A 22589-nucleotide genomic window follows, 5' to 3' on the forward strand; every position below is an offset into this window, starting at 1 on the left:
CCGGCCAGGTGGTGCGGTGCGCGAGGTCCGCAAATTTCCGCAGGAACCCGCAAGAACACGGGGCAACACGCGCGATCGCCCAAGAAAAAACCCCAACTCAGACGAGTTGGGGTTTTGGTATTGGTGGTGGGTGCGGGCCCGGGTTCAATTCCCTGCCAATAGGTGCCTACTAACACCCGTTATGAACCTGCGGAAGGATGCGGAAAGGTACACACACATGTCTCCCGCTCCTTAGTATTTGCACGTGTTCGCATCCTTCCGATCCTGCCTTTCGGGTCAACGACGCATCACGAACCCGGATTCAACCGGGCATTACTTGCAATTGTTGTGCAGCTTCCACTTTTCCTCGTGCCCCATCGCTTTGGCAAAGTCGGGCACCTTGCAACGCTCCACTTCAGCTGGATCAACAGATTCAGCAGGTTGTGTCACTGCCGCAGCAGGCAACTCACTCACTCGCTTCGGGGCTGTGCTGTAAACCCATTGCGCAACGGCGAGCACCGCCATGGCGAAAGCCAAAAAGATCACAGCCTGGATCAGGGACATCTTGGGTATTTGATCAGGCGGGATATCGCAAACGCCCCCGGGGCACAGCTGAGCTTTTTCCTTGTTAAACAGGTTGTAAATCTTGCAGCCGATGCAAATGCCGAACGCCGTTTCGAAGAACAGCAAGAGCAGACAAACCGAGCACACGATCAGGTTGATGGGGCCGATGACGTTATTGAGCACCACCAGATACAGCATGGTCGCTGCCAAAACGAAGCCGATGCTCCAGGCAAAGCGCTTTTGCGGAGCACCGGTCCATTCGGGCAATTGCTTGCGCACCATCCATTCGCCCAAGATCATCACAGGAGCGAAACGTGGGTTGATGAAGATGCGGATCATGAACTCGATCAAAAAACAGACTACGAACACACGGGTCGGCTGGAAATTTCCCATGAGCCAGGCATTCATGAAGCTGATCACAGCCAGAAAAAACAGGATACCCGCAGCAGCACGGACCGCCCGCTCGTTCAGAACAGGGACGGCGTATTCGGGCCGAACTTGGCCAAACTCAAAGATTTTTGATGACATGGATAAACCTCTATAGCCATAGTCTCGTCATTCTGACCATGCAAGCATATGATATTGATCATATGCCACAAGTGGTTTGCCATGCCTTTACCCTTAACCCTTGAACAGTTGCTCCCGCCGCATCTGCTGGCACAGTGCGAGCACCTTTCATGCTCGCAAGAAACAACCCTGTTCCTGACTGGCGCTCGACCCCAGTGGATGTACTTTGTCTTTGAGGGCGAAGTGGTCCTGGAGCGACATGGCCAAAACGGGGAAGTGGCTAATCTCCAGCGCTGTCAGACTGGTTTTGTCGGTGAAGCCAGTCTGACATCCGTCGCATATCACTGTGATGCACGAACGACTGCGCCGTCGAAAATCGTGCGCATCCCTATTCGCGCACTGCGGCAAGCACTCAAGCAGGATCATGGGTTTGCAGAGCGATGGATACAGATGCTCAGCAACGAAGTGCGACGACTGAGACTTCAAAACGAGCGTCTGTCCTTACCCAAGGTTCAGAGCCGAATCCTGCACCTGATAGCGACCGAAGGTCGCGAAGGACGTTACAAACTGGAGTGCTCCCTCAAACAACTGGCCAAGCAACTGGCGGTGACGCATGAGGCGCTGTATCGGTCTCTGGCACTGCTTGAGAAGACAGGGACGATTACTCGGGACGAAATTGAAATCAGTTTGAAGTGAAGACCGATGAATCTGCGACCGGCTTTGCTGAAAGTTTGGCTCGATGTCAGCTTTCCGTCGATTTCGGGCCTTCGCTTGTGTTGACGGATCCTGAATTGCTGCAATTTCGCAGCTTCAACCAAGGAGTCGTCATGACCGAAATCACCTATCTGACCCAGACCCAGTTAGCCGATCGCTGGCAAGTCGCTGAAAGCACGCTTGAGCGCTGGCGCAGTGAAGGCATTGGACCGATCTACATGAAGATGATGGGCCGTGTCCGTTATCGCCTGTCCGATATCACGGACTTCGAGGAGGATGCTCTTCGCGGCAGTACGTCTGAGCGTGCATCGGCACGCAACGACCGGAGGTAACTAGCAACAACCCTCAGGACACTCGCGGAGCCTTACGGGCACCTACGGACACCTGAGGGTTGCCAAGGACAATTACTAACAAATGCGAAATTGGTGGGCCATAACACATAGTTCCACTAACTCGCTCAGTTTTCAGAGGGCTGATTTTGATCAGGTCAGGGATTCGAACCCTCGATTCGACTATCTGACAGAGCAAGCGTAAGCCCATAGCGCTAAGGTAAAAATTTCGTTGTGTTAGCAAAAAGTGACATCTTAAAAAAGCAAGCCGCTTCATTAAACCTGAGGAATTATTTGGATCAAGCACGCCAAGCAGGCAGTCGCCAGTTGTACCAAAGTGCTAGCGCTCGAAGACCAACTGTAACGATAAGGCATCCCAATAATGCTACCCAACCAGGTGTATCTAAGCTCCAAATCGCAACATAAGTCCAACCTCCAGCGAAAGAACACACCGCATAGGGGTGGTGGTCTTTGAAAGCAGTGGGAATTTCATTGCAAACCATATCACGCAGCACACCACCAAAAACACCCGTTATCAGGCCCATTAAAACAGCCACGACAAGCGGCATAAAAGACTGCAAAGCGTGGTGTACACCGGTAGCAGTAAACAGCCCCAAACCCAGAGCGTCAGGCCATAGTATTGTTTTTTCTGTGATTTCAAAATGACGCTGGCGCATAAAGCCCATGGCCAACACGCACAAGGCCAATACTGCCCAAAGCATCTCGGTGTGTTGCACCCAAAAAAAAGGCCTTTGATCCAACAGCAAGTCCCGTAAGGTGCCCCCCCCAAACGCTGCTAGAAATGCCACCACACAGACGCCCACCGCATCAAGCTTTTTGCGTGCTGCTTCCATTAGGCCTGACAAGGCGAAGGCAGCTGTCGCTAAAAGCTCGACCAGAAGGCGAAGGGTATCACCCCAAGATTGAATTGCACTCATAAGGTGTTATGTAGCGAAATCATGCTCGATTCTATTAATTCTTGGTACATAACTGTACAGGCACCCTATAAGCACAAGTTGCCTGCACTTCGACTAAATTGAACAATGTCATAGTCAAAGCGTTGAAATAAATCGATATATGTACGCGATTGAAGAGTTTGAGCAACCCTACCTCAGGCGCTGACTGCCATTGTTGCGAGATTGGGATTGAGTCTTTATTTTTATTCGCCAAATATTAAACGACGCTTATTTCAATGAGCCTTTTAGAAACTTTACTTTAGGACACCCGCAAAGAATGCAGCCAACTCATCGTAACCGTCTAAGGGCAAGACATGCGCCACATATTGATCAGGGCGCACCACAATCATGCAGCCCTTGTCGCGGTTAATGCCGCGCATGTCAAAAATGTCGCCCACGCCTTTGTGATCGACACAGAATACTTTTTCGTGGTCCTGCAGACCGAGTTTGCCGGTCTTGGGCTTGAGCAGCGAAGGCATTTGTTCGTAAGCCAATTGATCAAACGTTTGTTGAAACACGGCTCGGAAATCAATGACCGCATCTACGTCCTCACCTTTGCGGGTGTGCCTGACCACGGGCGACTTGGCACTGGTTTCCAGCCAATCGGCCAGCTTGTGAATGGCCGACCCCGCATTGGAGCTGTCAGCCTTGCCTGCGAACGCATAAATGCGCCAGCGCGCATCGGCCTCAGCCACATGACCAAGCTGCATTTGCTTGGCATCAGACACACGCACCACAGGGGCTGAGTGAAAACGACGACCGATCTCCTCACCTGTGGCCAAAGTTTGGTGTGCGCTGGCGGCAAACAAATACGAGGTGTCGTACTTGACCGCCGTACCCCCTGTGAATTCTAAGTTTTCTTTGAACTGGCGAATGATGCGCGGTTCTTCCGCACCTTCGCGCTCGGCCTGCGTGGTGGGCGCTGACATGATGCGCGACCATTTGTGGTCGGTCTCCACAAGGCGTTTGGCTTCCGTCAAACGCTCTTTGGAATAGCTGCGCAACAAACTGGCATCGGCACGGCCTCGCAACACATGCACCAGCTTCCAGCCGAGGTTGAAGGTGTCTTGCATGGACACGTTCATGCCCTGACCTGCTTTGGGTGAATGGGTGTGACAGGCATCGCCTGCGGTGAACACGCGTGGGTTGCGGTCGACGCCTTCGGGCACATCGTCAAACCGGTCGGTGATGCTGTGGCCGATGTCGTAGATCGACCACCACACCACTTCTTTGACGTCAATGCTGTAGGGCTTGATGATACGGTTGGCTGCTGCAATCATGTCGTCTTGCGTGAGCTTGCGTTGCGCGGCTTTCTCACCCACATTGAGTTTGTCTAACTCCACATACATACGGAAGATGTACCCCCCCTCGCGTGGTAACAACAACACATTGCCCTCTTTAGCGGAAGAGATCAAACACTTCTGGCGCACGTCTGGGAAGTCGGTGTTGGCCAAAATGTCCATCACACCCCAAGCTTGGTGCGCAGCGTCGCCGTGCAATTCACCGCCAATGGACTTGCGCACTTTGGAGTGAGCGCCGTCGCAACCCACCACATAGTTGGCACGCACCGTGCGTGTGGCCCACCAGTTGATGCCGGTGGCGTCTTTGAGCGTCACGGTCACGGGATGGTCGTCGGTGGTGGGGTCGATGGTGAGGCTCTCCACTTCCCAGCCGTAGTCGGGCTCTAAGCGTGAGGGGGAGTTTTTCATGACTTCGATGAACAACTCATGCAAACGTGCTTGGTTGATCAAGATATGCGGCATCTCTGAACTGTCGTCGGCCACGTCCTGCACGCGACCCACCCTTTTGATGTGGTCGGGGTTCTTTGGGTCGGGCATCCAAAACGCGGTTTGGTTGACCCAATAGGTTTCGCGCTTGACTTTGTCGGCAAAGCCAAAGGCTTGGAACATTTCCATGGTGCGCGTGTTGATGCCGTCGGCCTTGCCCTTGATGATATTGCTAGGCATACGCTCGATGATCATGGTGTCAATCTCGGGGAATTGCGACAACTGCGCGGCCAAACACAACCCCGCAGGGCCTGTGCCTGCAATCAGCACATCCACTTTTTCGGGCAAGGGTTCGTTGGTGCCACGGTTGCGACGATTGGGTGCGGCTTGCTTGATATCGGGGTTGCCACCACGAAAACCATCTTTGTAAAACTGCATTTTTTATCTCCGAATCAATTGAAAATCTTTTCAAAATTAGGGACTGAAATAGTTACTAACCGCATTCATATTGAGGTTTAGAACTGTATGAAAAATGGATAGGGCACCAGAAGTCCAGTGCCCTATCCAACGCTGAGTTTGTCTCCTCAGACCTCTCTTTTAAATTGAAATTTTCTAAGACAGCTCACATCAGCTCAAGCCCAGCAAGCGCACGGCATTGCCTTTCAAGATGCCAGGCATGACTTCGGGTTTGAAGCCGGCCACCTCGAAGTCCTTCATCCAGCGTTCGGGCGTGATGAGTGGGTAGTCGCTGCCAAACAACACACGTTCTTTCAACAAGGTATTGGCGTATTGCACCAATTGTTTTGGGAAATACTTGGGGCTCCAGCCCGACAGGTCAATCCACACATTGGGTTTGTGGGTGGCGACGCTCAGGGCCTCGTCTTGCCAAGGAAAACTGGGGTGCGCCATGACGATTTGCATGTCGGGCCAGTCGATTGCCACATCGTCTAAATGCATGGGGTTGCTGTAGGCCAAACGCAAACCACCCCCACAACGCATGCCACTGCCAATGCCGCTGTGGCCGGTGTGAAAAATCGCGGGCAATTTGTAATGGTTGATCACTTCATAAATGGGCCAAGCCATTTTGTCGTAAGGGTGGTAGCCCTGTACCGTGGGGTGAAACTTGAAGCCTTTGATGCCGTCTTCTTTGATCAGTCGTTCGGCTTCGCGGGCGCCCATTTTTCCTTTGTGCGGGTCGATGCTGGCAAAGGCAATCATCATGTCGCTGTTGGCTTTGGCGGCATCGGCAATTTCTTCGTTGGGAATGCGACGACGACCCAGTTGTGATTCGCTGTCAACCGTGAACATGACCAGACCGATCTTGCGCTCGCGGTAATAGGCCACAGTTTCTTCAATCGTTGGGCGACGGTTGCTTCCAAAGTACTTATCGGCAGCACGGTCGTATTCCTCGCCGTAGTTGTCAAACGGATTACGGCAGCTCACCTCGGCATGGGTATGAATGTCGATGGCTATAAGGTTTTTATGATCCATTGATATTTTCCTTAAGACGCGCTTTGAGAGTCGCCATCAATCGGCAAAATTTGACCAGAGATTGAACGACCCGCATCCGATGAGAGAAACACCGAAAGTGCAGCAATATCCTGAGGGGATACAAAGTGTTGAATAGATTGATTAGACAGAGCCAAGCGCTGTTCTTCTGCGACTGTTCGACCACTCGTTGCCGCTCGCCCCTCAAAGACTTGCTGTAATCTAGGACCATCCACTGCGCCAGGAAGAATGGCATTGACACGTATGCCAAATTCCCCTAGCTCCCTAGAGAGAGTTTTGGTCAAGCCTATTAATCCCCACTTCGAAGTGGAGTATGGGCTACGGTTGGGATAACCAAATCGACCAGCAAGTGAGGACATGATCAAGATCACACCTGCAGGAGAACACTTAAGGTGAGGTATTGCACAACGGGTGACGTTGAAAGTCCCGTTGAGGTTAACGTTCATAACCTGTTCCCACGCAACTGGGTCCATAGATTCAACTGGTGCTGTTGGGCCTGCGATACCAGCATTGTTCACAAGTACATCAAGACCACCCAACTTTTTGACAGCTTCAGCAACCATTCTTTCAATGGCTGGTCTATTACCAACATCACAAAAAGTGGTTGTTATACCGGGCAGTTCTTGACGTAGCGCTTCAAGCCCTTGAGTGTTCAAATCACACACATGCACTTGTGCACCCGAAGCTACAAAAGCTTGTGCAATAGCGCGTCCAATACCTGAGGCACCAGCAGTAATCAGCACTTTTTTATTTTTCATTTCAACCTCCTTAGGTGGTGGCATTGATTTCTGCAGCTAACTCAACAAAGAAATCTAGGCTCTGTGGATTCACCATAGCATCAGGGCTTGCCACTTTTTCGCGTGACATTCCCAACAACAGTTTTCGCACAGGCACTTCCATTTTTTTGCCAGTCAATGTACGTGGTATCTCTTTGATCGCATACACCTCATTTGGAACGTGGCGAGCAGAAGCTTTTGTTCGAATGTTGTTCGCAATCCTAGATTTCAAACCCTCGTCGAGTTCGAGGCCTTCGTTAAGAACAACGAACAAAGGCATAAACGATGGTCTGCCTAAATACTCAAGGTCAACAACGAGACTGTCTCTTACTTCTGGCAACTCTTCTACAACGCGATAAATCTCAGCCGTGCCCATTCGTATGCCAAATCGATTAATCGTGCTGTCAGAGCGACCGTAAATAACTGATGCTCCATGAGTTGTAAAACGAATCCAATCACCATGGCGCCACACTCCCTCAAAAGTCTCGAAGTAACTTTCTTTGTAGCGTTTGAAATCAGGGTCATTCCAGAAATACAACGGCATGGAAGGCATCGGTTTTGTAATGACCAATTCACCGACTTCATCAATCACAGATTGCCCAGCCTCATTGAATGCATAGGCTGCAACGCCGAGTTCGGCACATTGAATCTCGCCCGCTGTAACGGGTAGTGTTGGAGCACAGGCGACAAAACCTGAAGCAATATCGGTCCCACCACTGATTGATGCCAACCAGACATCGGATTTGACAGAATCGTAAACCCAGTTGTAGGCGTCGATAGGAAGAGGCGAGCCTGTTGAATTGATAGCGCGCAGTTGACTGAGTTGCGCGAACTCCTTGGGACGTAAACCATCCTTCATGCAGTTGATAAGGTAAGCCGCACCACAACCAAAATGCGTGATGTGATGCTCATCCATGAATCGCCACAATGCTTCGCCGTTGGGCCAAGCAGGATTGCCGTCATACAACACAATAGACGCACCTGTGAGCAAGGCTCCAATTTGTAAATTCCACACAATCCAGCCAGTACCGCCCAAAAAAAGCAAGCGATCCTTTGGCCGCAAGTCATGTTGTAAAGACATCGTTTTAAGATGAGTCAAGACAATGCCACCATGCCCGTGCACCATAGCTTTCGGCAGACCTGTTGTTCCAGAGGAGTAGACGATCCACAAAGGATGGCTAAAGGGCAGTCGCTCAAACTGCAATGGTGCTTGATCTGCAACCGTGTTACTCCATGACACAGCGTTGTGCCAAGTCAAAGGCGGTTGAGCCGAGTTTGGACCTGGTGCGTGCACAACAGTGGAAACACTGGGTAATTCGCGCAAAAGATCTTCAACTAAGCTGCTTCGATCATGTGTCTTGCCGTTGTAGTTGTAGCTATCTGTTGCAAAAAGAAGTTTGGGCTCAATTTGGCGAAAACGGTCAAGAACAACGGTGGCGCCCATATCGGGAGCGCAGCTTGACCATATCGCACCGATGCTAGCGCTGGCTAGGAAGGCAACAACCGTCTCGCGTCGATTTGGCATATAGGACGCGACCCTATCACCAGCTTTAATGCCAATGCTTCGCATCCACGCTGCAAGCGCTCCAGTTTCGCGCTCCAATTCAGACCATGACACTTCCGTGGTGGAAGCGTTTTCCCTCCGCACAATCAATGCTGGAGCATCCGATTTAGCATTGCGAAATACATGCTCGGCGTAATTCAATTTTGCGTTTGGATACCAGTTTGCTCCCGGCATTTTTTGCGAGCCAAGGACAGGTTCGCAAGAACCTTCACCCTGAACTTCAAAGTAGTCCCAGATTGACTGCCAAAACCCTTCGACGTCTTCGACAGACCAACGCCATATATCAGCATAGTTGCCAAAGCTAAGACCCTTAGCGGACTTGAGCCAAAGAAGGTAATCGGACAGTCGTGTTTGGGCTATCTGTTTGTTGGAAGGACTCCAAAGAGTGTCGCCCTCTTGAGTCTCTGCTTTGGTATTCATGTGAAATTGCTCTTTACTTTCAAGCTTAAAAGTTACTCGTCAGCCGTAAAACCAGAGGCTTTCACAACTGGACCCCAACGATTGAGTTCGCTTTTGACGAGTTTGGCAAATTCGGGTTGTGACTCACCACCAATTTCGAAAGACATTTTTTCTAAACCTGCGATCAATGCTGGCGATTTCAATGCTTTGCGAATGGATGCATTCAATTTATCTACCAGGTGAGCGGGCATTTTGGCGGGCGCAAAAACCGCAAAATATTCATCTGCTTCCACACCTTTCAATCCACTTTCGTTAAAAGTTGGAACGTTTGGCAGAAAACGTGAACGCTTGCTGCCGCTCACAGCCAAAATGCGCAGCTTGCCAGAATTGGCATGTGGCAGTACTTCAGGCAATACATTAACGCCTGATTGAATCTGACCACCCAGTAAATCGTTGACCAAAGGTGCCCCGCCTTTGAAAGCCACATGATTAAGATCAACGCCACCAGCGCGGCCGAGCATGACGCCGACGAAATGGGGGGCTGCACCAGCTGCGGCTGACCCAAAGTTTGCTTCCTTTGGATTTGATTTAGCCCACTTGACGTAGTCAGCAGCGTTTTTGACATTTGCTGGCACAGCAGGGCTGACGCTCAAAGCGAACGAGACGGATGCCACGGTGCTCACGGGCGTGAAGTCAGCCAAGGAGTCATATCCTAGCTTTTTGTAAACATGAGGGTAGATGGTAAGAATTGAGGTTGGGGTAAGCAAGATTTGGCTTCCGTCAGCATCCCCGGACTTGACTGCCTGGGCTGCCAAGCGCCCGCCTGCTCCAGCTTTGTTGTCCACCAAGACGGTGGGCGCGTAGTCGCCGCGAAGTTGGTCAGCCAAAAGTCGGGCCATCACATCGGATGCACCGCCTGCGGGAAAGCCAACAATGATTTTGAGTGGTTTGTCTATAGCAGTCTGGGCTTGCGTGAAAGAAGCACTCATAGCCAAAACCAGGGTCGAAAAAGATACCAATAAATGACGGTGAAACATGATGACGGCTCCTTTTAAAGTGGGAATTAGATGAAACAGACTGAATCTTTTCAGCTTTATCTGATTTAGACTTTCAGCTAGACGACAATTCGGTTACTGGAAAACACCTAATTCCGGCCTTTTGGGAGACGAACCATGGCTAGAAATTTGCGCAAACAAAGTACTCAGATGGGTATTGGGGCGCTTCTCTCGGGCTCCTCTTGGTTCCTAAAGCTCAGTCAAGCTGCCCAAGAACAAGTAAGAAATGATGTTTCAGAGACTGACCTCGTAGCTGGCGCATCACTGGGGCATTACGGAAATATGCAGCATGACTGGTACGGGGTTCTGGAGGGCTTGCTCAAATGGTCCATTGATGGCCCAGATGGGCGTACCGTATCGCTTGGAGGGCAATCAGTTGGGAGTTGGTTCGGAGAGGGCACCTTGCTGCGAGGCGTTCCCCGGAAGGCAAATTTAATCGCTCTTCGACCAACGCGAATAGCACAACTGCCTTTTGAGACTTTTGATTGGTTGCGCCAAACAGAGCCATCCTTTAACGACTTTTTACTTCATCAGATAAACGAGCGGCTCCACTGGTTTATGGGTAACTATGTCGCTCATCGGCTTGGTAACGCCGATCAACTGGTTGCCAGGGCCTTGGTTGGTCTGTTGCACCCGCTACTTAACCCCCAAGGGCAAATGAAACTCTTGATTTCTCAGGACGAATTGGCGAATTTAGCAACAGTGTCCAGGCAGCGTTGCAACGAGTCACTACTAGCGCTAAGAAAAGAAGGCGTTATCAGCGGTGAATACGGAGCAGTGCAAATTTTGAATCTTGATGCGTTACAACGTTGGATGGAATAGTCGATCTATTCAGCTCTGGTATTTGGGCTTGCCCGATTTTTTGTGTTGGTGACCTGCCCCCGTTAGCCATACCATTCAAAAGTAGCAAGTCCGGTTCAAGGTTAATCGATTTTGATGGTTGATGAAACAGCATCACTGCTTGCTGCCAAGCGGTGCTGCTGTGCGAATTGAGCCGGAGGTATCCGACCCAGACTGCTATGTGGCCGGATCTCGTTGTAATCCTGCCTCCAACTGGCCACTGCTGCTCGGGCCTGCTGTAGATTTTGAAACCAGTGTTCGTTGAGATGTTCGTCACGGAACTTGCCGTTGAAACTCTCGATGTAGCCGTTCTGCATGGGGCGACCTGGTTGGATCAGGATGTGTCGAATCCCATGGCTTTGCGCCCAAGCCAGAAACGCTCGACTTGTGAATTCAGGGCCGTTGTCGGTTCTGACTACTTGCGGGTAGCCACGGAACAGTGCAGCTTGATCCAACAGCCTTGTGACGTACTGGCCTGAGATTCCATAATCAACGGTGATATCAACGCACTCATGGCTGAAGTCATCTGCCACGGTCAAATACTTCAGTCGCCGACCATTGCTCAGGCTGTCGGACACAAAGTCCATGCTCCACACCTGATTCACACTGGTGGCCAATTGCAGCGGCACACGCTCATGCATGGGGCGCTTGGCCTTCTTGCGCTTGCGAACAGCTAGGTTGGCGTTACGGTAAAGCCGATACACCCGTTTGTGATTCACGCCAGGAAACTCTGGTCGCAACAAATCGTGGACCCGGCGATACCCAAAGCGGCGCCGTTGATGTGCGATCTCAACAATGCGCCCACAGAGAGCTTTCGTCTGAGCACTGGCCTCAGGTTCATGTCGATAACTGTCTCGGCTTAGCCCCACAAGACGGCATGCTCGGCGTTCGGAGAGATCAAACAATTCGATCATCTTGCGAATCGCTTCACGTCTGGCCTGTGGGGCTAGTGCTTTACCCCGAACACGCTCTTCAAAGCGTGGATATCCAGGTGGGCTTCGGCTAACAGCCTCTTGAGCTTGGCGTTCTCGGACTCCAAGTCCCGCAGCTTTGATGCGTCAGACGCCTCCATGCCACCGTACTTAGCCCGCCATTTGTAAAACGTGGCATCACTGAAGCCGCCACTGCGGCACAGCTCCTTGACTGGCATGCCAGCCTCGGCCTGCTTTAGAAAGCCAATGATCTGTTCGTCGGTAAATCTGCTCTTCTTCATGTCCGTCTTACTCCAGATTGACGGACTTTACTAACCTCAGCTTGGTACGGCTAGTGGGGGGCAGGTCAATACAGCTCTTCAGTATCGCTTGCAGATTCGAGAAAGAGCACTCCAAGACGATGCTGTGCATTGGTAAAGCCCATATCTGCATCGACCTTGAGCCATTTGATCTCATCATGGATCGACAGGAAGTGAAGCCGGTAATCGATGCTGCTTGCAGATTGCATATCAACCTCCGGTCATCAATTTTCTGAAGCGATACAACAACGAGCGTTTTGTTGATGCTTGGGTTTGCCCCCAGGAGGACTTGGAGATGGTCGGAAAAGCCTGAGCGAGCGCCTCTTCAACTTCTTGGACCAACGAGGCTTCAATGTTGGCAATTTGACCGTTGAGCAGTCGCTGTGAATGTCGTGTGAGCGAAACGACGCCGGCCACCTCATTAGAGAGCCAGCGCAACAGACAAGCCCAATACAAATCTAGCTCATTATCGTCATCCGCAATCTTGCACAAGACATTCCAGACATAACCCTCTGCAATGCGCTCAGTCAGTTCCCACGTGATATCACTAAATTTTGTTGTTGTCAGTGAAAGTTCATTGAATTTCTGAAGCATTTGATCAGGTGTAAAACTGTCCTCATCAAAAACAGGTTTAGCTGTTGGTTCTTGAAGTTTTCTGAGGAATGCAGGTATTTCGTAATCGTCCATTCCTCCAGCAGCCAAGGTATCCACTTTTGCTGAAGACGATATTCGGTTGGTTCGCCAAACACTTGGCAGTGCGTTTGAGCTGTATGCCGCTGCATCTGTTCCAAACCGCATTTTGCTGGGTGAGGCCAAGCAATACAGGATCTGTGATTGTTCAACTGTTCCTAACCCACCCCATCCCGCAGCACTCATTTGCTTGATCTTTTGCAGCTTTGGCAGCCCTTGCGCCTTGTCTTCTTCATCGCGAACGTGGACAAGAAGCAGGTTGGTGTACTTGCTAGCGAGTTGATACTTCAGAGCTAGCTCTTCAGCAGCCTTCTCATCAGTGATGCTCGTGATTTCTGCACCCGCCACCATGCGAGGCAATGCACCCGTTGAATTCCAGTCGATTGAAGTAGCGGACTCTTCATTCAAGACGTTTTCAACCGTCCAACGCAATGCAGGGGTCGCCGCGGGTTTACTCTTGACGCGTGCATGCACATGGATGGTTTCATCTGAGAACACCTGCTTTGGAAGTTTCGACTGCCAGAGGACTTCACCTTCCCAGTGAATGGATATAGAGCTTGTCCGAGCCGATCGGATTCGCTGAGTCATCCTCAGAACTGCATCAGAAATGCTTTCAGAAGGGGTGACCAACTCGCATGCGCCTCCGGTCTGCTCGGCCAGATCCTTCAGCAAGCTTTCGGCTGGCGCACTGCCTACCCCAATCGCAAAAATTCTGTGATTGCTAATCTTGGCTTGCTTGACGATTTCTTCGATTTCCCAAACGTCGCCATCGGTAATCAAAAGAAGATCACAGCCTTCTGTGTAGGCTTTTGTAAAGCTAATTTTGAAAGTTGAGGTCAGCGCCTGATTCAGTTCAGTACCGCCCAAGTCGGCAGCGGTGTCATGAACAGCTTTGGCCAACACGTTCTTGATGTAGCGTGGTGTGCATTTTTCGAGTTGGTTGGAGGTGTGAATAACCTTGGAGCCGAACTTGCTGTACGAGATCATGTCTTGCTCAGTAAGTCTAAGGATCAGCTCATGCATTGCTTCTTGAGCTTGTTCAATGCTGTCACCCTGCATGGAGCCAGAACAGTCAACCAGGATCTTCAGCCCCAGAGGGGTGGGCTCCTTTTCTTTCAGCTTTGGGCAGAAACTTGCAACAACGGCATAGGCACCATCATCTTCACTTGCCGACACGAACGACTCACCCTTGAGATCTTCAACAGTGACGATGAAGTCGCGATCAAGCAAGCCACCCTTCGCAAGCCGAACACGAGTACCACCTTCGATTTGCTCCATATCAACTTTATGGCTTGGGCAGGCGATTTCTCCTTGAGCCATTTGTCCAAGAATGTCGAGGGTAGCGGTGAAAGGGTACTCGGCCAGTAGGTCTGTGTCCACCGTCTGGTGCGGGGCAATATGCCCATCAGACACTTCGTCGCCATAACGCTCACCAATCACGGTGGGAACTGTGATGCGCACCCGACCTTTTTCAAACCTGAGCAGCTGGGCATACTCGATGATGATCACTGCTTCTTCGCCCGGCTTGAGATTCCCCAGGTTAGCTGTGTACAGGCCAAGAGGAGACTTCTCCAGCATGACTGGGGTGTCACCGCTTTCGATCGCCTCTTCGTACTTCTTTTCCGCCTTCTTCTTGGCAAGAGCTAGTGCCTGCATCCGTTTGCCATTGAGCTCCACACTGAAGCCCATCAGGTTTGCCCCCCATCCCGCCGGAAAGGTGTAGCTGGCTTCGATTGTGTCCTCTGAATCATTCAGGTACCGCTGCATCACCAGCATGGTGAGCAGGAGGCCTTCTAGTTTTCCCTCGAGGTGTACGGATTTGAGGGATACGTTTTGGCCGTATTCGTTTTCGAGACCTGTTTTCGTTTTCATAGGACGCTCCAGCTTGGTGTTGTTAGTTGAGGGGAGATGTAGATTCCGCGTCCCTCGTTTCGCGGTTGGAAAGGGGTGGGGCTTGCTCAATCATTAAGGGCCACAAGCACCACCGACAGTCAGGTTTCACATCTACAAGGCATCGCCTGACTGCCCATAACACGTAGGCCCACCAATCAGCTCTCGCCGTTGTCTTTCTTCATCACTCGCTCTGTTGCCGCCATGACTTCCTTGAGCAGCATCCGAATTTGTTCTGGACTCATACCTGCCTCCTCAGCAGAAATCTGTATCTCAACGCCTGGCATCACATGGAGGTGCGTTTTCACTTCCATGGAGCCAGGTTTTCTAGTGCTGGTTGGGGGTGCTTCAGCTTCCCCATCCATCACTTGCCGAATCCGCTCCAGCGGAACCTTGGCTTCAGTAAGTTTCTTTACCCGCAGGAGCTGGTCCAGATGGGTATCAACGTAATGAGCGGCCTTGGTTTCGCCGATCGGTCTGTCCACCAATCCGAGTTGGATGTAGTAGCGGATCGTCCTCTTCGGGATGTCCGTCAACTGGCTCAACTCGTCAGCGGTAAAGGTCTTGGTGTTCATGTTCAGAAGGGGCGGTTTGTATTATTGTAACAGTTGAAAGTGTCGCAATGAACTGTCGCAATAAATCGGATCACTTTTACCCAAAACCTTCACCCAAACCGGAGGGGCAGACTGACTAGGGGTCAATGTAGGTAGGGCTGGGCTCAAGGCGTGAGCCTGGCCAGCGGAAGAATTTGGGATGTCCGGGACGGGATCAATTCCCGCTCAAAAAAGTCGGGAATTCACACCGTAGGTGTGTCTGACCGGAGCAGATCAGTAGTTGACGAACAAGCCGGAAACGTGGTCTTCTAAAAAAACGAAATCAACGCCGAAAGGAACAACATGACTACGACAACAACGATCAACGGGCTCATCAAGCTGGCAAAAGACGAGTGCGCACGAGTAGCCAAGCTGAAGGACGTGACATACAGCCCGACCATGAAAACAGCAATTGAGTCTGTTTTGGAAATGGTGATCACGAAATCTGGCAATGACCCTAAGGTGATGGACCTCGCTGTGAAGGTGCGTGAAGCGCTTAAATGAAAAAAGCCCCCAGCAGCCTAGTAGCTTGCTGGGGGCTCATGACACTAATCTAAAACAACATGATCTACATGTATCAGTCCATGTTCTTGACGTTCAAATCGATTCATTCTCGCGGCAGCGTTGGCTCCATTAAACGCAACACTCGAGCGTGTAGCCCTAAGCTATTGAGAAAGTCTATTTCTGCGAGCTGCGCATTGGATACAGCTTCTTCTGGTTTTTTTACCTCAACAAACCGAGCTATTCCTGGCTTTTTCGAGCCAGTGGGTGTTGCAAAGAGGAAAAGATCTGGAATGCCTGAGAGGTTGCCTCGCTCGGGGGCTAAATGGCGGTTAAGAACGGCTTGCAGTCTGTCAGGACCAAGCACAGCAAACAAAGCGTGCAAGGCGTCTGGCGCAGGCAATGCAAAATGGTGTGCTCTGAGCAGAGTCCGTTTCTGGTCTACGACTTCTGAAATTATTGCAGGTGTTAGGCGGCATAAGTCCTTTGCATCTGCACCCAATGCCAACCCAACTGCACGCCAAAGAGTTGAACTCAAGCGAGTGCCGGAAAAAGAATACCCTGGAAAGTGGCGAGCACGCCAACGTCTCAGAACCACTGTCTCAGGCACAGCCATTAAATCCTTGATGCCCTTGGGATCAACTCGGTAATACACGCGATTGCCCACAAGCTGACGACCGTGAACTATGTGGCTGATACGAAGGGCTGGCTTTGGTTCTGTTTCTTTCATGCTGCTAGGTAATAAGTGACACTAGTGTCCAGGATTTATCGATTTTCTCAAACTGGTATGCAAAATTTATTAGGCTGACGATTATGAAAGGTGTGTATGCGAAAAAGTAAAACACTGAAGGCAGGCGCTTTGCGAGTTGAAAACGGCAATATTTCCATGTGCTTGGAACCAGAATGGGTCTGCGGTGGCTGGGGTGTTTTTGAACTTTGGGCCTGCGTTGGCAAGTCGTACAACATGGTTACTTCTGATGGTGGCGGTTGCTGGCAATGTGTGGAAGTTGATCCCATTTATTTAACAGCCACCTATCTCGCATTTGAAGGTGCTGACGCTAAAGAACGCAGATATGTTTTAACTGCTGAACAAATTAAGCGATGCAGTGAGGAAACTTCATTTGAAGATTACCGAGCAAAGAGACAGCTAGCCGAAGATGCGGCAAAAGAGCAGTTCTGGCAACACGCAGGCCAAGGCCTGATCAACCACAGCCAACCAAGCCTGGTTAAGGCCTGGCACATCCTTTTGGGCGAAAACACATATGACAAGTTGAAAATGGTCTTAGAGACCACCCAGGGGATTGCTGAAATTGTTAACCGTAGCAATGGCGCCTGTACCACCTACCCATCTGCGCAACTGGTGCGCCAATCTAAAGAACTCAAAGCCATGCTTGGCAACCTTCCAGACAAAATGATGGATACCGAAGAATTAACGAGCGCTGAACGCGCAATGTACGGTAGTGTTTTCGGCGCACTGATTGGGGACGCGGCCGGTGGAGTGCTGGAGTTCATGGGCCGCAAGCCAACAAAAGAAGAAGTTCAAAGGGCGCTCGACATGCCTGGCGGCGGAGTTTTCAATCTAGCACCTGGGCAGTTCACTGATGACGGTGAAATGACTGTCGCCCTATTGAATAGTCTTGCCCAGTCAAATGGAAGTTACTTGGTAAATCAAGTGGCCAATGCCTATTGCAGTTGGGTGCGTTCCAAACCATTTGATATCGGAATGGCGACTTCAAGCGCCCTGATGGAAGACCCCTACGATGGCAGCACAGATCCTCTTGAGATGAAGGTCACAAGACAGGCAGCTAACTTCAATAGCGAATCAAAAGCAAACGGCAGTCTGATGCGAGCCACTCCGTTAGGAGTGATCTCCGCAGCTCTCAGTTTAGAGGACGCAATTGAGATCGCCCGAAAAGATGCGTGTCTGACGCACCCAAACGAAACATGTCAGCACGCCACAGCGGCATATGTCCTTGCGATTCGTCATCTAATTCGTCAACCTGGTGACGCCACTGGTGCTTTTGCGATAGCAATGACCTATGCCCGTGAAAACAGCGAAGAAGTGACTGTGTGGATGGAAAATATTATTGAAAATAAACCTGCACCGGCATATCCACTGGCTGGCTTTGTTAAACATGCATTTAGCTTCGCCTTCTATCACCTTAAACGTAAAGATAGCTACGAAGATGCCTTGACGCAAACACTTGAACGGGGTGGAGATACTGACACTAATGCCTGCATTGTTGGAGGCCTTATTGGCACACTTCATGGTGTCGACAAAATTCCACAAGAAATGCTCGTAAAGTTGATGACCTGTTCAACACGAAAAGGGCAACCGAGGCCTAATGAATTTACTATCAAAATGGTTTTGCCGAGCCTGAGAAAACTAAATTCAGTACTCTTGAACTGATCTGATCAACCTTCGAGAATTGATTGGGAGAACACATCTGATTGAGCATTCGGCCATGCCAAATAAAAAAAAGCCCCCATCAGCCGAACATAGCTACTGGGGGCTTGCATCATTTGTAGGATTCAGACTGAAGAACGTACCACCGCTGTAGCTCAGTGAGCATCAGGGTTGTCTGTGCAGCATCCTTGCTCAGCTGTTCGCAGCTCACCGCTCTCGCATCGTCTGAGGAAGCAGATAAAGGGTCGGAGCGGGCTGGAGCAGCTCTGGCGGGAGCTTCGGAAACGGCGGGCAGATCCCTGACACTGGTTGCGGGGATGTTGCACACCCCGCCAGCACGACTGTCAAGCTGACGATCAGCCAGCAGCTTTGATCTTTTTGCGTATTCATTCGAGATATCCTGGGTGATTTGAGATTGAGTCAGCTGCACATCGGCTACACGTTGCTCCTGTCTGGCCTGAGTCAGTGCAATCTCTAGCTTTTCCAAATCCCATGATTTCTGGACACGAGATGCGCCAATTTGCATGCCGAAAAGCAGCACAATGAGCAGAATTAGTGCCCCCAGAATGTGCGACCAGTTGGCCAGAGTGAAGCGGCTAAGCCAGCTCATGGAGCGCCTCCGTCAAAGGCCAGCAGGTTGTGCTGCTTGATAAGGCCAACGACCTTATCCGCATAAGCGGGGTCGGTCGCATAACCCGCCTGCGATAGCGCCGTGGCAAAAGCTTGGGCAGTCGTGCAAGCAAAGCAGGCCTTGTAGCGCGGGTTGCGCTTAAGGAATGCAGCGTGGTCATCGATGCTAGCCTGCCAGCTTGGGTACTTGCGCCAGAGGGCTGGCACCACCACCCACTGCCCCTTGATGAATTCCTTGGTGTTTAGTGTCAGGGTGTGGCCGCGCCACATGCTGTCAGCTTTGATTCCGAAGAGGTTGTTGCCATTCCTAGCCAATACAGACTCTCCCCAGGCGGACTCAAGGGCAGCCTGTGCGATCGTGATGCTGGCAGGGACACCAGAAGTTTTTGCAGATGTAATGGCGGCTGTGGAGAGACGCATGATGAATTCAGTAGGGCTCATAGCAACTCCCTCATATCCTTGGCAACTTGATCGATGGAGTCGTCGCGCCGCTGATCGATGAAATTGAATAACCAGCGTACGAGTGCCCATCCGGGTAAGCCGCAGGCAAACATCAGTCCACCCATAGCGTACAGGCCTGTCGTTGAGAACGCCCAGTGATGAAGGACGAAATACTCAATCGTCACCGCACCGCCACCAATGCTTGAAACAACCGTACTGATGAGTCCGACGGCCCATTCGCGCTTGTTTCGGGGAGGAGTCATGAGCATGACAACAACTGCAGCAAGCGTTGCTCCACTTGCAACAGCCCCCGCAGTACCTCCAATTGCTTTGTATGCAGCGGCTGCCCCTGCGACTCCGGAGCTTGTAGGTTCTGGCATTGATTTCTCCAAAAGAAAAGCCACCGTGAGCGAACTCAGGGTAGCTGGTTATTAACGGCTTGTGTTAGACCGAAACGACTGGAATTGGAAAAGGCTTTGCTTTGATCGCTTGTGGAGTCACCGGTTGGTCAGACAAACCGAAGATGTCCTTTCTGTCGGTTCGGAATTCACCCTCAATATGCACAGGAATCAAGCCCGTCAGGAACTCTATACCTGCAGTAAAGATGGGTAACGCATCCGAGTAGGCGTTGTCACAAGACTTTTCCCAAAGTGGCCCCTCCAAGAACATGCATGCGCCCTTGCAAATGTGAAGCACAGGACATTTAGGACAGCCTTCACGCTTGGACCAATGGGTTGAGGTGCGTAGCGCTACCGACGTAAGATCCCTGACGTTTCCGATTCGGTGACTCTCGCCATTGGGAGCGGTTGACAGAGCACTCACGTTTTGGCAGGTCAGCACATTGCCCTTCAGGTCAACAGCGATGGAGTCGGATTTGTCCATGCCGCACTTTTGACCCAAACTTGATGCAGGTCGATTGAAGCGGATCGAATTAACGAAAGACATCATGCGATCTCGCACACTGGCAATGCGATCACTTTTTCCTTGTCTGATGTCTTTGAACGACTGACGTCTGAAGGAGTGAAATTCACCTGACCTCAAAGACAAGGCCTCACCGCCTACGTCATAGGCGTCAACGAAACCACCTTCACCAATCATGACTTTGGGGTCACCGGTTAGTTCTGTGAAAAACGCCTGAATCGCTGAACGTGACTGGTTTGATCTGTTGAGCATGGCGTTGAAACTAAAACGCCCCTGAGGGGCAAGTCGTTGGTACAGATCTAGAATGGCATTTCTAGTCGGAGGATCCGCTAACGGATCAGGACCACGTACATGCTGCCCAGGACCATCGTGCGACACGGAAACAGCAAAGCCCAAGTCATCAAGCCATTGATTTAAATCGGCATTGAGCAACGAGCCATTGGTGATCACTGAAAAGCGTGCCTGCGGATATTTTTTGCGCAAAGCCTCTGCCAGTGGTCTCATGGTCTTGATGTAGACCAATGGCTCGCCTCCCCAAAACTCGATGGCCTCAGGTGGCGAAAGAACCCAATTGTCCAGCGAGTCCATGAAGTCCGCCACATCCTCGGGGTTGGTTTCGTCGTTACGAGCCACAAAACGCTGCGAGCAGTACTCACAGGCGTAATTGCAGGACAGACCCAACGAAATTTTAAGAATGCGCGGTGATGATTTTCCTAGCGGAGTGTCTTTAGAGGTCACTGGTGCAACTGGCAAGATTGTCTGTATCGAAGGATCCATCATCTGCACCAAGGAGTGCCCCTGAAGATTAGTGAGGGACGAATCCATGTTGTCATAGTGGAGTCGCATCACAGTCTCGCTGCGTGGATCCACTGCAAAAATCACAAATTTAGCCATCGATTCGCTCCACCTTCATATTGAGTAGTACTTGCATGAATGGCACATTTCCCATGTAAGGCTTTTGGAAATGGACGGCTCTCGCATCAAATGCGACCAGCAATCCCCTGTGCGGTTTGATCCAGAACTTGGCGTGTGTTTCCCATGGCATCAGACATTTGCCAAAGCCAGATGAGCGCCAGTCGGGGTTACAAATGGCGAATGCGTTGGGGCCGTATTGATTGACTTGCGTCTGAAAATCCTGAAAAAAATCTAATTCGGGGCCGTTAGGAAAATACACCGCCTGCAAATGACATTCGTCCTCATCTGAGTGAGGCATTATTTCCATGCCATTGCTTCGCACAACTTCGCGTCCTTGTAGTTGTGTGATGCGGCCACAGTTACCAACAAACTCTCGCTGTATCCAAGGGAGCGCCATGTTTGCTAATTGATTGGCGCTCTCTAGCGTTCCATTAAAAACGTCGTGGGCCTGTCTGCTCCAGATCTCTGAACCATCCGTTTTCATGCGCGAGTGAACAGCGAGCAAATCGTCATAAAGGCGTTGATCAAATGAAGGCTCAGTACCAAGAGACCAGATGCCAACCAATGTTGGAAAAAGTGTGAGTCTCATAGGACATTCACCACCAGGTCATCAGTACCAGAGAAATACTTAAACCCAACTTTGATTTTGGAGATTTCACCTGAGGTCATGCCATCTGGCCTAAAAATTGTCGATCCCTGCCCGCCAACGGTTTTGATGCGCCGACCCACCAGATAGCCTGCCGTTGCCTCAAGATACACATCTGAATCTCGATCAGTGATCGGTTCGCCTTGAGGGGTTTCCAAACGAAAGTTGATAAAGACTTCATCACCAGGCAAAGCATCCGCTGTGGATTCACCAACAAAGCGCACCACAGGCAACACCTCCTCGCGCACCATTGCCAGCGTAATAGCAGGCACGACATCGAGGCTGGGGCTTGCTTTGATTAAAGCGGGATTAAACACATTAAAGCCTAGGCTCCACTCCTCAATCGGGGAAGATTTGAAGGGGATCAAGATATGCCCAAGAGGGTGCGTTTGAAGGACAGAGGCGTGGTAGGCCTGCGCATCCATCTTTGAAGCAAGCGTTGCCACATAAAGGTTGGGGGTCTGCGTGTAAAAACCTTCTGGCGTGTTGTATCGCTCCATCAGCCCAACAGGTGCATACAGCATGAAGCTTGCGTGATCAGCAAACTCAGGGTGCTGTCGCAGAGTCTGCAGATCGATCGAGCGCTTATATATTGGCTCACCAAACACGCCAAAGTCACCTCGCCACTCAGTGATCAGTTTCTCGTCAAAATACTTCCCGCCGTTTGAATGTGTACTGTTAGGGTTGCCTACAAACTCGCGCTGCATGATGGCTCGAACGCTGTATGAAAGCCTTGATCCCTCTAGCGTGACATCTAATGCAAACGGCGGATTTTTATTACCTGTGAAGAGTTTCATGTCAGCTC

At 50.9% G+C, this 22589-nt stretch carries 22 protein-coding genes and 1 pseudogene; 5 read left to right on the plus strand and 18 right to left on the minus strand.

The annotated features are described in order from the left end of the window. Positions 1–312: 312 nt before the first annotated feature. On the minus strand, positions 313–1071 hold the full coding sequence (locus B9Z46_RS13970) for a DUF4395 domain-containing protein (protein WP_108257206.1): 759 nt from the start codon (positions 1069–1071) through the stop codon (positions 313–315). An 81-nt stretch (positions 1072–1152) separates the two neighbouring features. Between B9Z46_RS13970 and B9Z46_RS13975 the strand changes: the two genes are divergently transcribed. Both B9Z46_RS13975 and B9Z46_RS15285 read left to right on the plus strand, forming a co-directional pair. Beyond that, positions 1153–1746: a Crp/Fnr family transcriptional regulator gene (locus tag B9Z46_RS13975; protein ID WP_158268442.1), complete on the plus strand. Its 594-nt coding sequence runs from the start codon at positions 1153–1155 to the stop codon at positions 1744–1746. After that, positions 1743–2096 (plus strand): AlpA family transcriptional regulator, encoded by a 354-nt coding sequence (locus B9Z46_RS15285; protein WP_233246025.1) that lies wholly within the window; start codon positions 1743–1745, stop codon positions 2094–2096. Before B9Z46_RS13975 ends, B9Z46_RS15285 begins: the two co-directional genes overlap by 4 nt. Before the next feature lie 296 nt (positions 2097–2392). Here B9Z46_RS15285 and B9Z46_RS13985 read toward each other — a convergent pair whose 3' ends face one another. The 6 genes from B9Z46_RS13985 to B9Z46_RS14010 all read right to left on the minus strand — a co-directional run bounded on the left by B9Z46_RS13985 (position 2393) and on the right by B9Z46_RS14010 (position 10013). Beyond that, on the minus strand, positions 2393–3031 hold the full coding sequence (locus B9Z46_RS13985; protein ID WP_108257208.1) for a trimeric intracellular cation channel family protein: 639 nt from the start codon (positions 3029–3031) through the stop codon (positions 2393–2395). A gap of 272 nt (positions 3032–3303) precedes the next feature. Continuing rightward, complete coding sequence (locus B9Z46_RS13990; RefSeq protein ID WP_108257209.1) at positions 3304–5214, minus strand: FAD-dependent monooxygenase; 1911 nt, start codon at positions 5212–5214, stop codon at positions 3304–3306. Positions 5215–5403: 189 nt separating this feature from the next. After that, positions 5404–6267, minus strand: coding sequence for an amidohydrolase family protein (locus tag B9Z46_RS13995; protein ID WP_108257210.1), 864 nt, complete (start codon positions 6265–6267; stop codon positions 5404–5406). A gap of 11 nt (positions 6268–6278) precedes the next feature. Then, positions 6279–7043, minus strand: a complete 765-nt coding sequence (locus tag B9Z46_RS14000; RefSeq protein ID WP_108257279.1) for an SDR family oxidoreductase — start codon at positions 7041–7043, stop codon at positions 6279–6281. A gap of 10 nt (positions 7044–7053) precedes the next feature. Then, positions 7054–9045: an acetoacetate--CoA ligase gene (locus B9Z46_RS14005; RefSeq protein ID WP_108257211.1), complete on the minus strand. Its 1992-nt coding sequence runs from the start codon at positions 9043–9045 to the stop codon at positions 7054–7056. Positions 9046–9077: 32 nt separating this feature from the next. Further along, positions 9078–10013 (minus strand): Bug family tripartite tricarboxylate transporter substrate binding protein, encoded by a 936-nt coding sequence (locus B9Z46_RS14010; RefSeq protein WP_158268443.1) that lies wholly within the window; start codon positions 10011–10013, stop codon positions 9078–9080. A gap of 183 nt (positions 10014–10196) precedes the next feature. On the opposite strand from B9Z46_RS14010, the gene B9Z46_RS14015 reads away from it, so the two are divergent. Beyond that, positions 10197–10901: a Crp/Fnr family transcriptional regulator gene (locus tag B9Z46_RS14015; RefSeq protein WP_108257213.1), complete on the plus strand. Its 705-nt coding sequence runs from the start codon at positions 10197–10199 to the stop codon at positions 10899–10901. 101 nt (positions 10902–11002) lie between these two features. Here B9Z46_RS14015 and B9Z46_RS14020 read toward each other — a convergent pair. From B9Z46_RS14020 to B9Z46_RS14030, 4 genes and pseudogenes are all read right to left on the minus strand, one after another. Next, positions 11003–12132 (minus strand): IS3 family transposase gene (locus tag B9Z46_RS14020; protein ID WP_108257214.1). Its coding sequence is split into 2 segments (ribosomal slippage): positions 11003–11871 and positions 11871–12132, totalling 1131 coding nucleotides; the frame shifts between segments, so codons are not numbered across the junction. A gap of 65 nt (positions 12133–12197) precedes the next feature. Continuing rightward, the gene (locus B9Z46_RS15150; protein WP_158268444.1) at positions 12198–12359 is read right to left on the minus strand and encodes a hypothetical protein; all 162 of its coding nucleotides are present in this window, start codon (positions 12357–12359) and stop codon (positions 12198–12200) included. A gap of 1126 nt (positions 12360–13485) precedes the next feature. Continuing rightward, positions 13486–14712, minus strand: a pseudogene (locus tag B9Z46_RS15290) (VIT domain-containing protein); the annotation flags it as partial. Between the two features lie 176 nt (positions 14713–14888). Then, entirely contained in the window at positions 14889–15305 is a 417-nt protein-coding gene (locus tag B9Z46_RS14030; RefSeq protein WP_108257216.1) for a helix-turn-helix domain-containing protein, read from the minus strand. A gap of 321 nt (positions 15306–15626) precedes the next feature. Here B9Z46_RS14030 and B9Z46_RS14035 point away from each other — a divergent pair, with 321 nt between their 5' ends. Further along, positions 15627–15827 (plus strand): hypothetical protein, encoded by a 201-nt coding sequence (locus B9Z46_RS14035; RefSeq protein ID WP_108257217.1) that lies wholly within the window; start codon positions 15627–15629, stop codon positions 15825–15827. Between the two features lie 103 nt (positions 15828–15930). Here B9Z46_RS14035 and B9Z46_RS14040 read toward each other — a convergent pair whose 3' ends face one another. Beyond that, on the minus strand, positions 15931–16554 hold the full coding sequence (locus tag B9Z46_RS14040) for a VRR-NUC domain-containing protein (RefSeq protein ID WP_108257218.1): 624 nt from the start codon (positions 16552–16554) through the stop codon (positions 15931–15933). Positions 16555–16650: 96 nt separating this feature from the next. Here B9Z46_RS14040 and B9Z46_RS14045 point away from each other — a divergent pair, with 96 nt between their 5' ends. After that, positions 16651–18234 (plus strand): ADP-ribosylglycohydrolase family protein, encoded by a 1584-nt coding sequence (locus B9Z46_RS14045; RefSeq protein WP_108257219.1) that lies wholly within the window; start codon positions 16651–16653, stop codon positions 18232–18234. A 109-nt stretch (positions 18235–18343) separates the two neighbouring features. On the opposite strand, the gene B9Z46_RS14050 is transcribed toward B9Z46_RS14045, so the two are convergent. The 6 genes from B9Z46_RS14050 to B9Z46_RS14075 all read right to left on the minus strand — a co-directional run bounded on the left by B9Z46_RS14050 (position 18344) and on the right by B9Z46_RS14075 (position 22581). Then, entirely contained in the window at positions 18344–18841 is a 498-nt protein-coding gene (locus tag B9Z46_RS14050; protein ID WP_108257220.1) for a hypothetical protein, read from the minus strand. Then, entirely contained in the window at positions 18838–19302 is a 465-nt protein-coding gene (locus tag B9Z46_RS14055) for a glycoside hydrolase family 73 protein (RefSeq protein ID WP_108257221.1), read from the minus strand. Before B9Z46_RS14055 ends, B9Z46_RS14050 begins: the two co-directional genes overlap by 4 nt. After that, positions 19299–19682 (minus strand): hypothetical protein, encoded by a 384-nt coding sequence (locus tag B9Z46_RS14060; RefSeq protein ID WP_199220617.1) that lies wholly within the window; start codon positions 19680–19682, stop codon positions 19299–19301. The genes B9Z46_RS14055 and B9Z46_RS14060 overlap by 4 nt, the downstream gene beginning before the upstream one ends. 64 nt (positions 19683–19746) lie before the next feature. Further along, the gene (locus B9Z46_RS14065; protein ID WP_233246026.1) at positions 19747–21117 is read right to left on the minus strand and encodes a radical SAM protein; all 1371 of its coding nucleotides are present in this window, start codon (positions 21115–21117) and stop codon (positions 19747–19749) included. Then, positions 21110–21727, minus strand: a complete 618-nt coding sequence (locus B9Z46_RS14070) for a hypothetical protein (RefSeq protein WP_108257222.1) — start codon at positions 21725–21727, stop codon at positions 21110–21112. The genes B9Z46_RS14065 and B9Z46_RS14070 overlap by 8 nt, the downstream gene beginning before the upstream one ends. Beyond that, entirely contained in the window at positions 21724–22581 is an 858-nt protein-coding gene (locus tag B9Z46_RS14075) for a hypothetical protein (RefSeq protein WP_108257223.1), read from the minus strand. The genes B9Z46_RS14070 and B9Z46_RS14075 overlap by 4 nt, the downstream gene beginning before the upstream one ends. Between the last annotated feature and the right edge of the window lie 8 nt (positions 22582–22589).

It is taken from the genome of Limnohabitans sp. Hippo4 (assembly GCF_003063605.1).
Lineage (GTDB): Bacteria > Pseudomonadota > Gammaproteobacteria > Burkholderiales > Burkholderiaceae_C > Limnohabitans_A.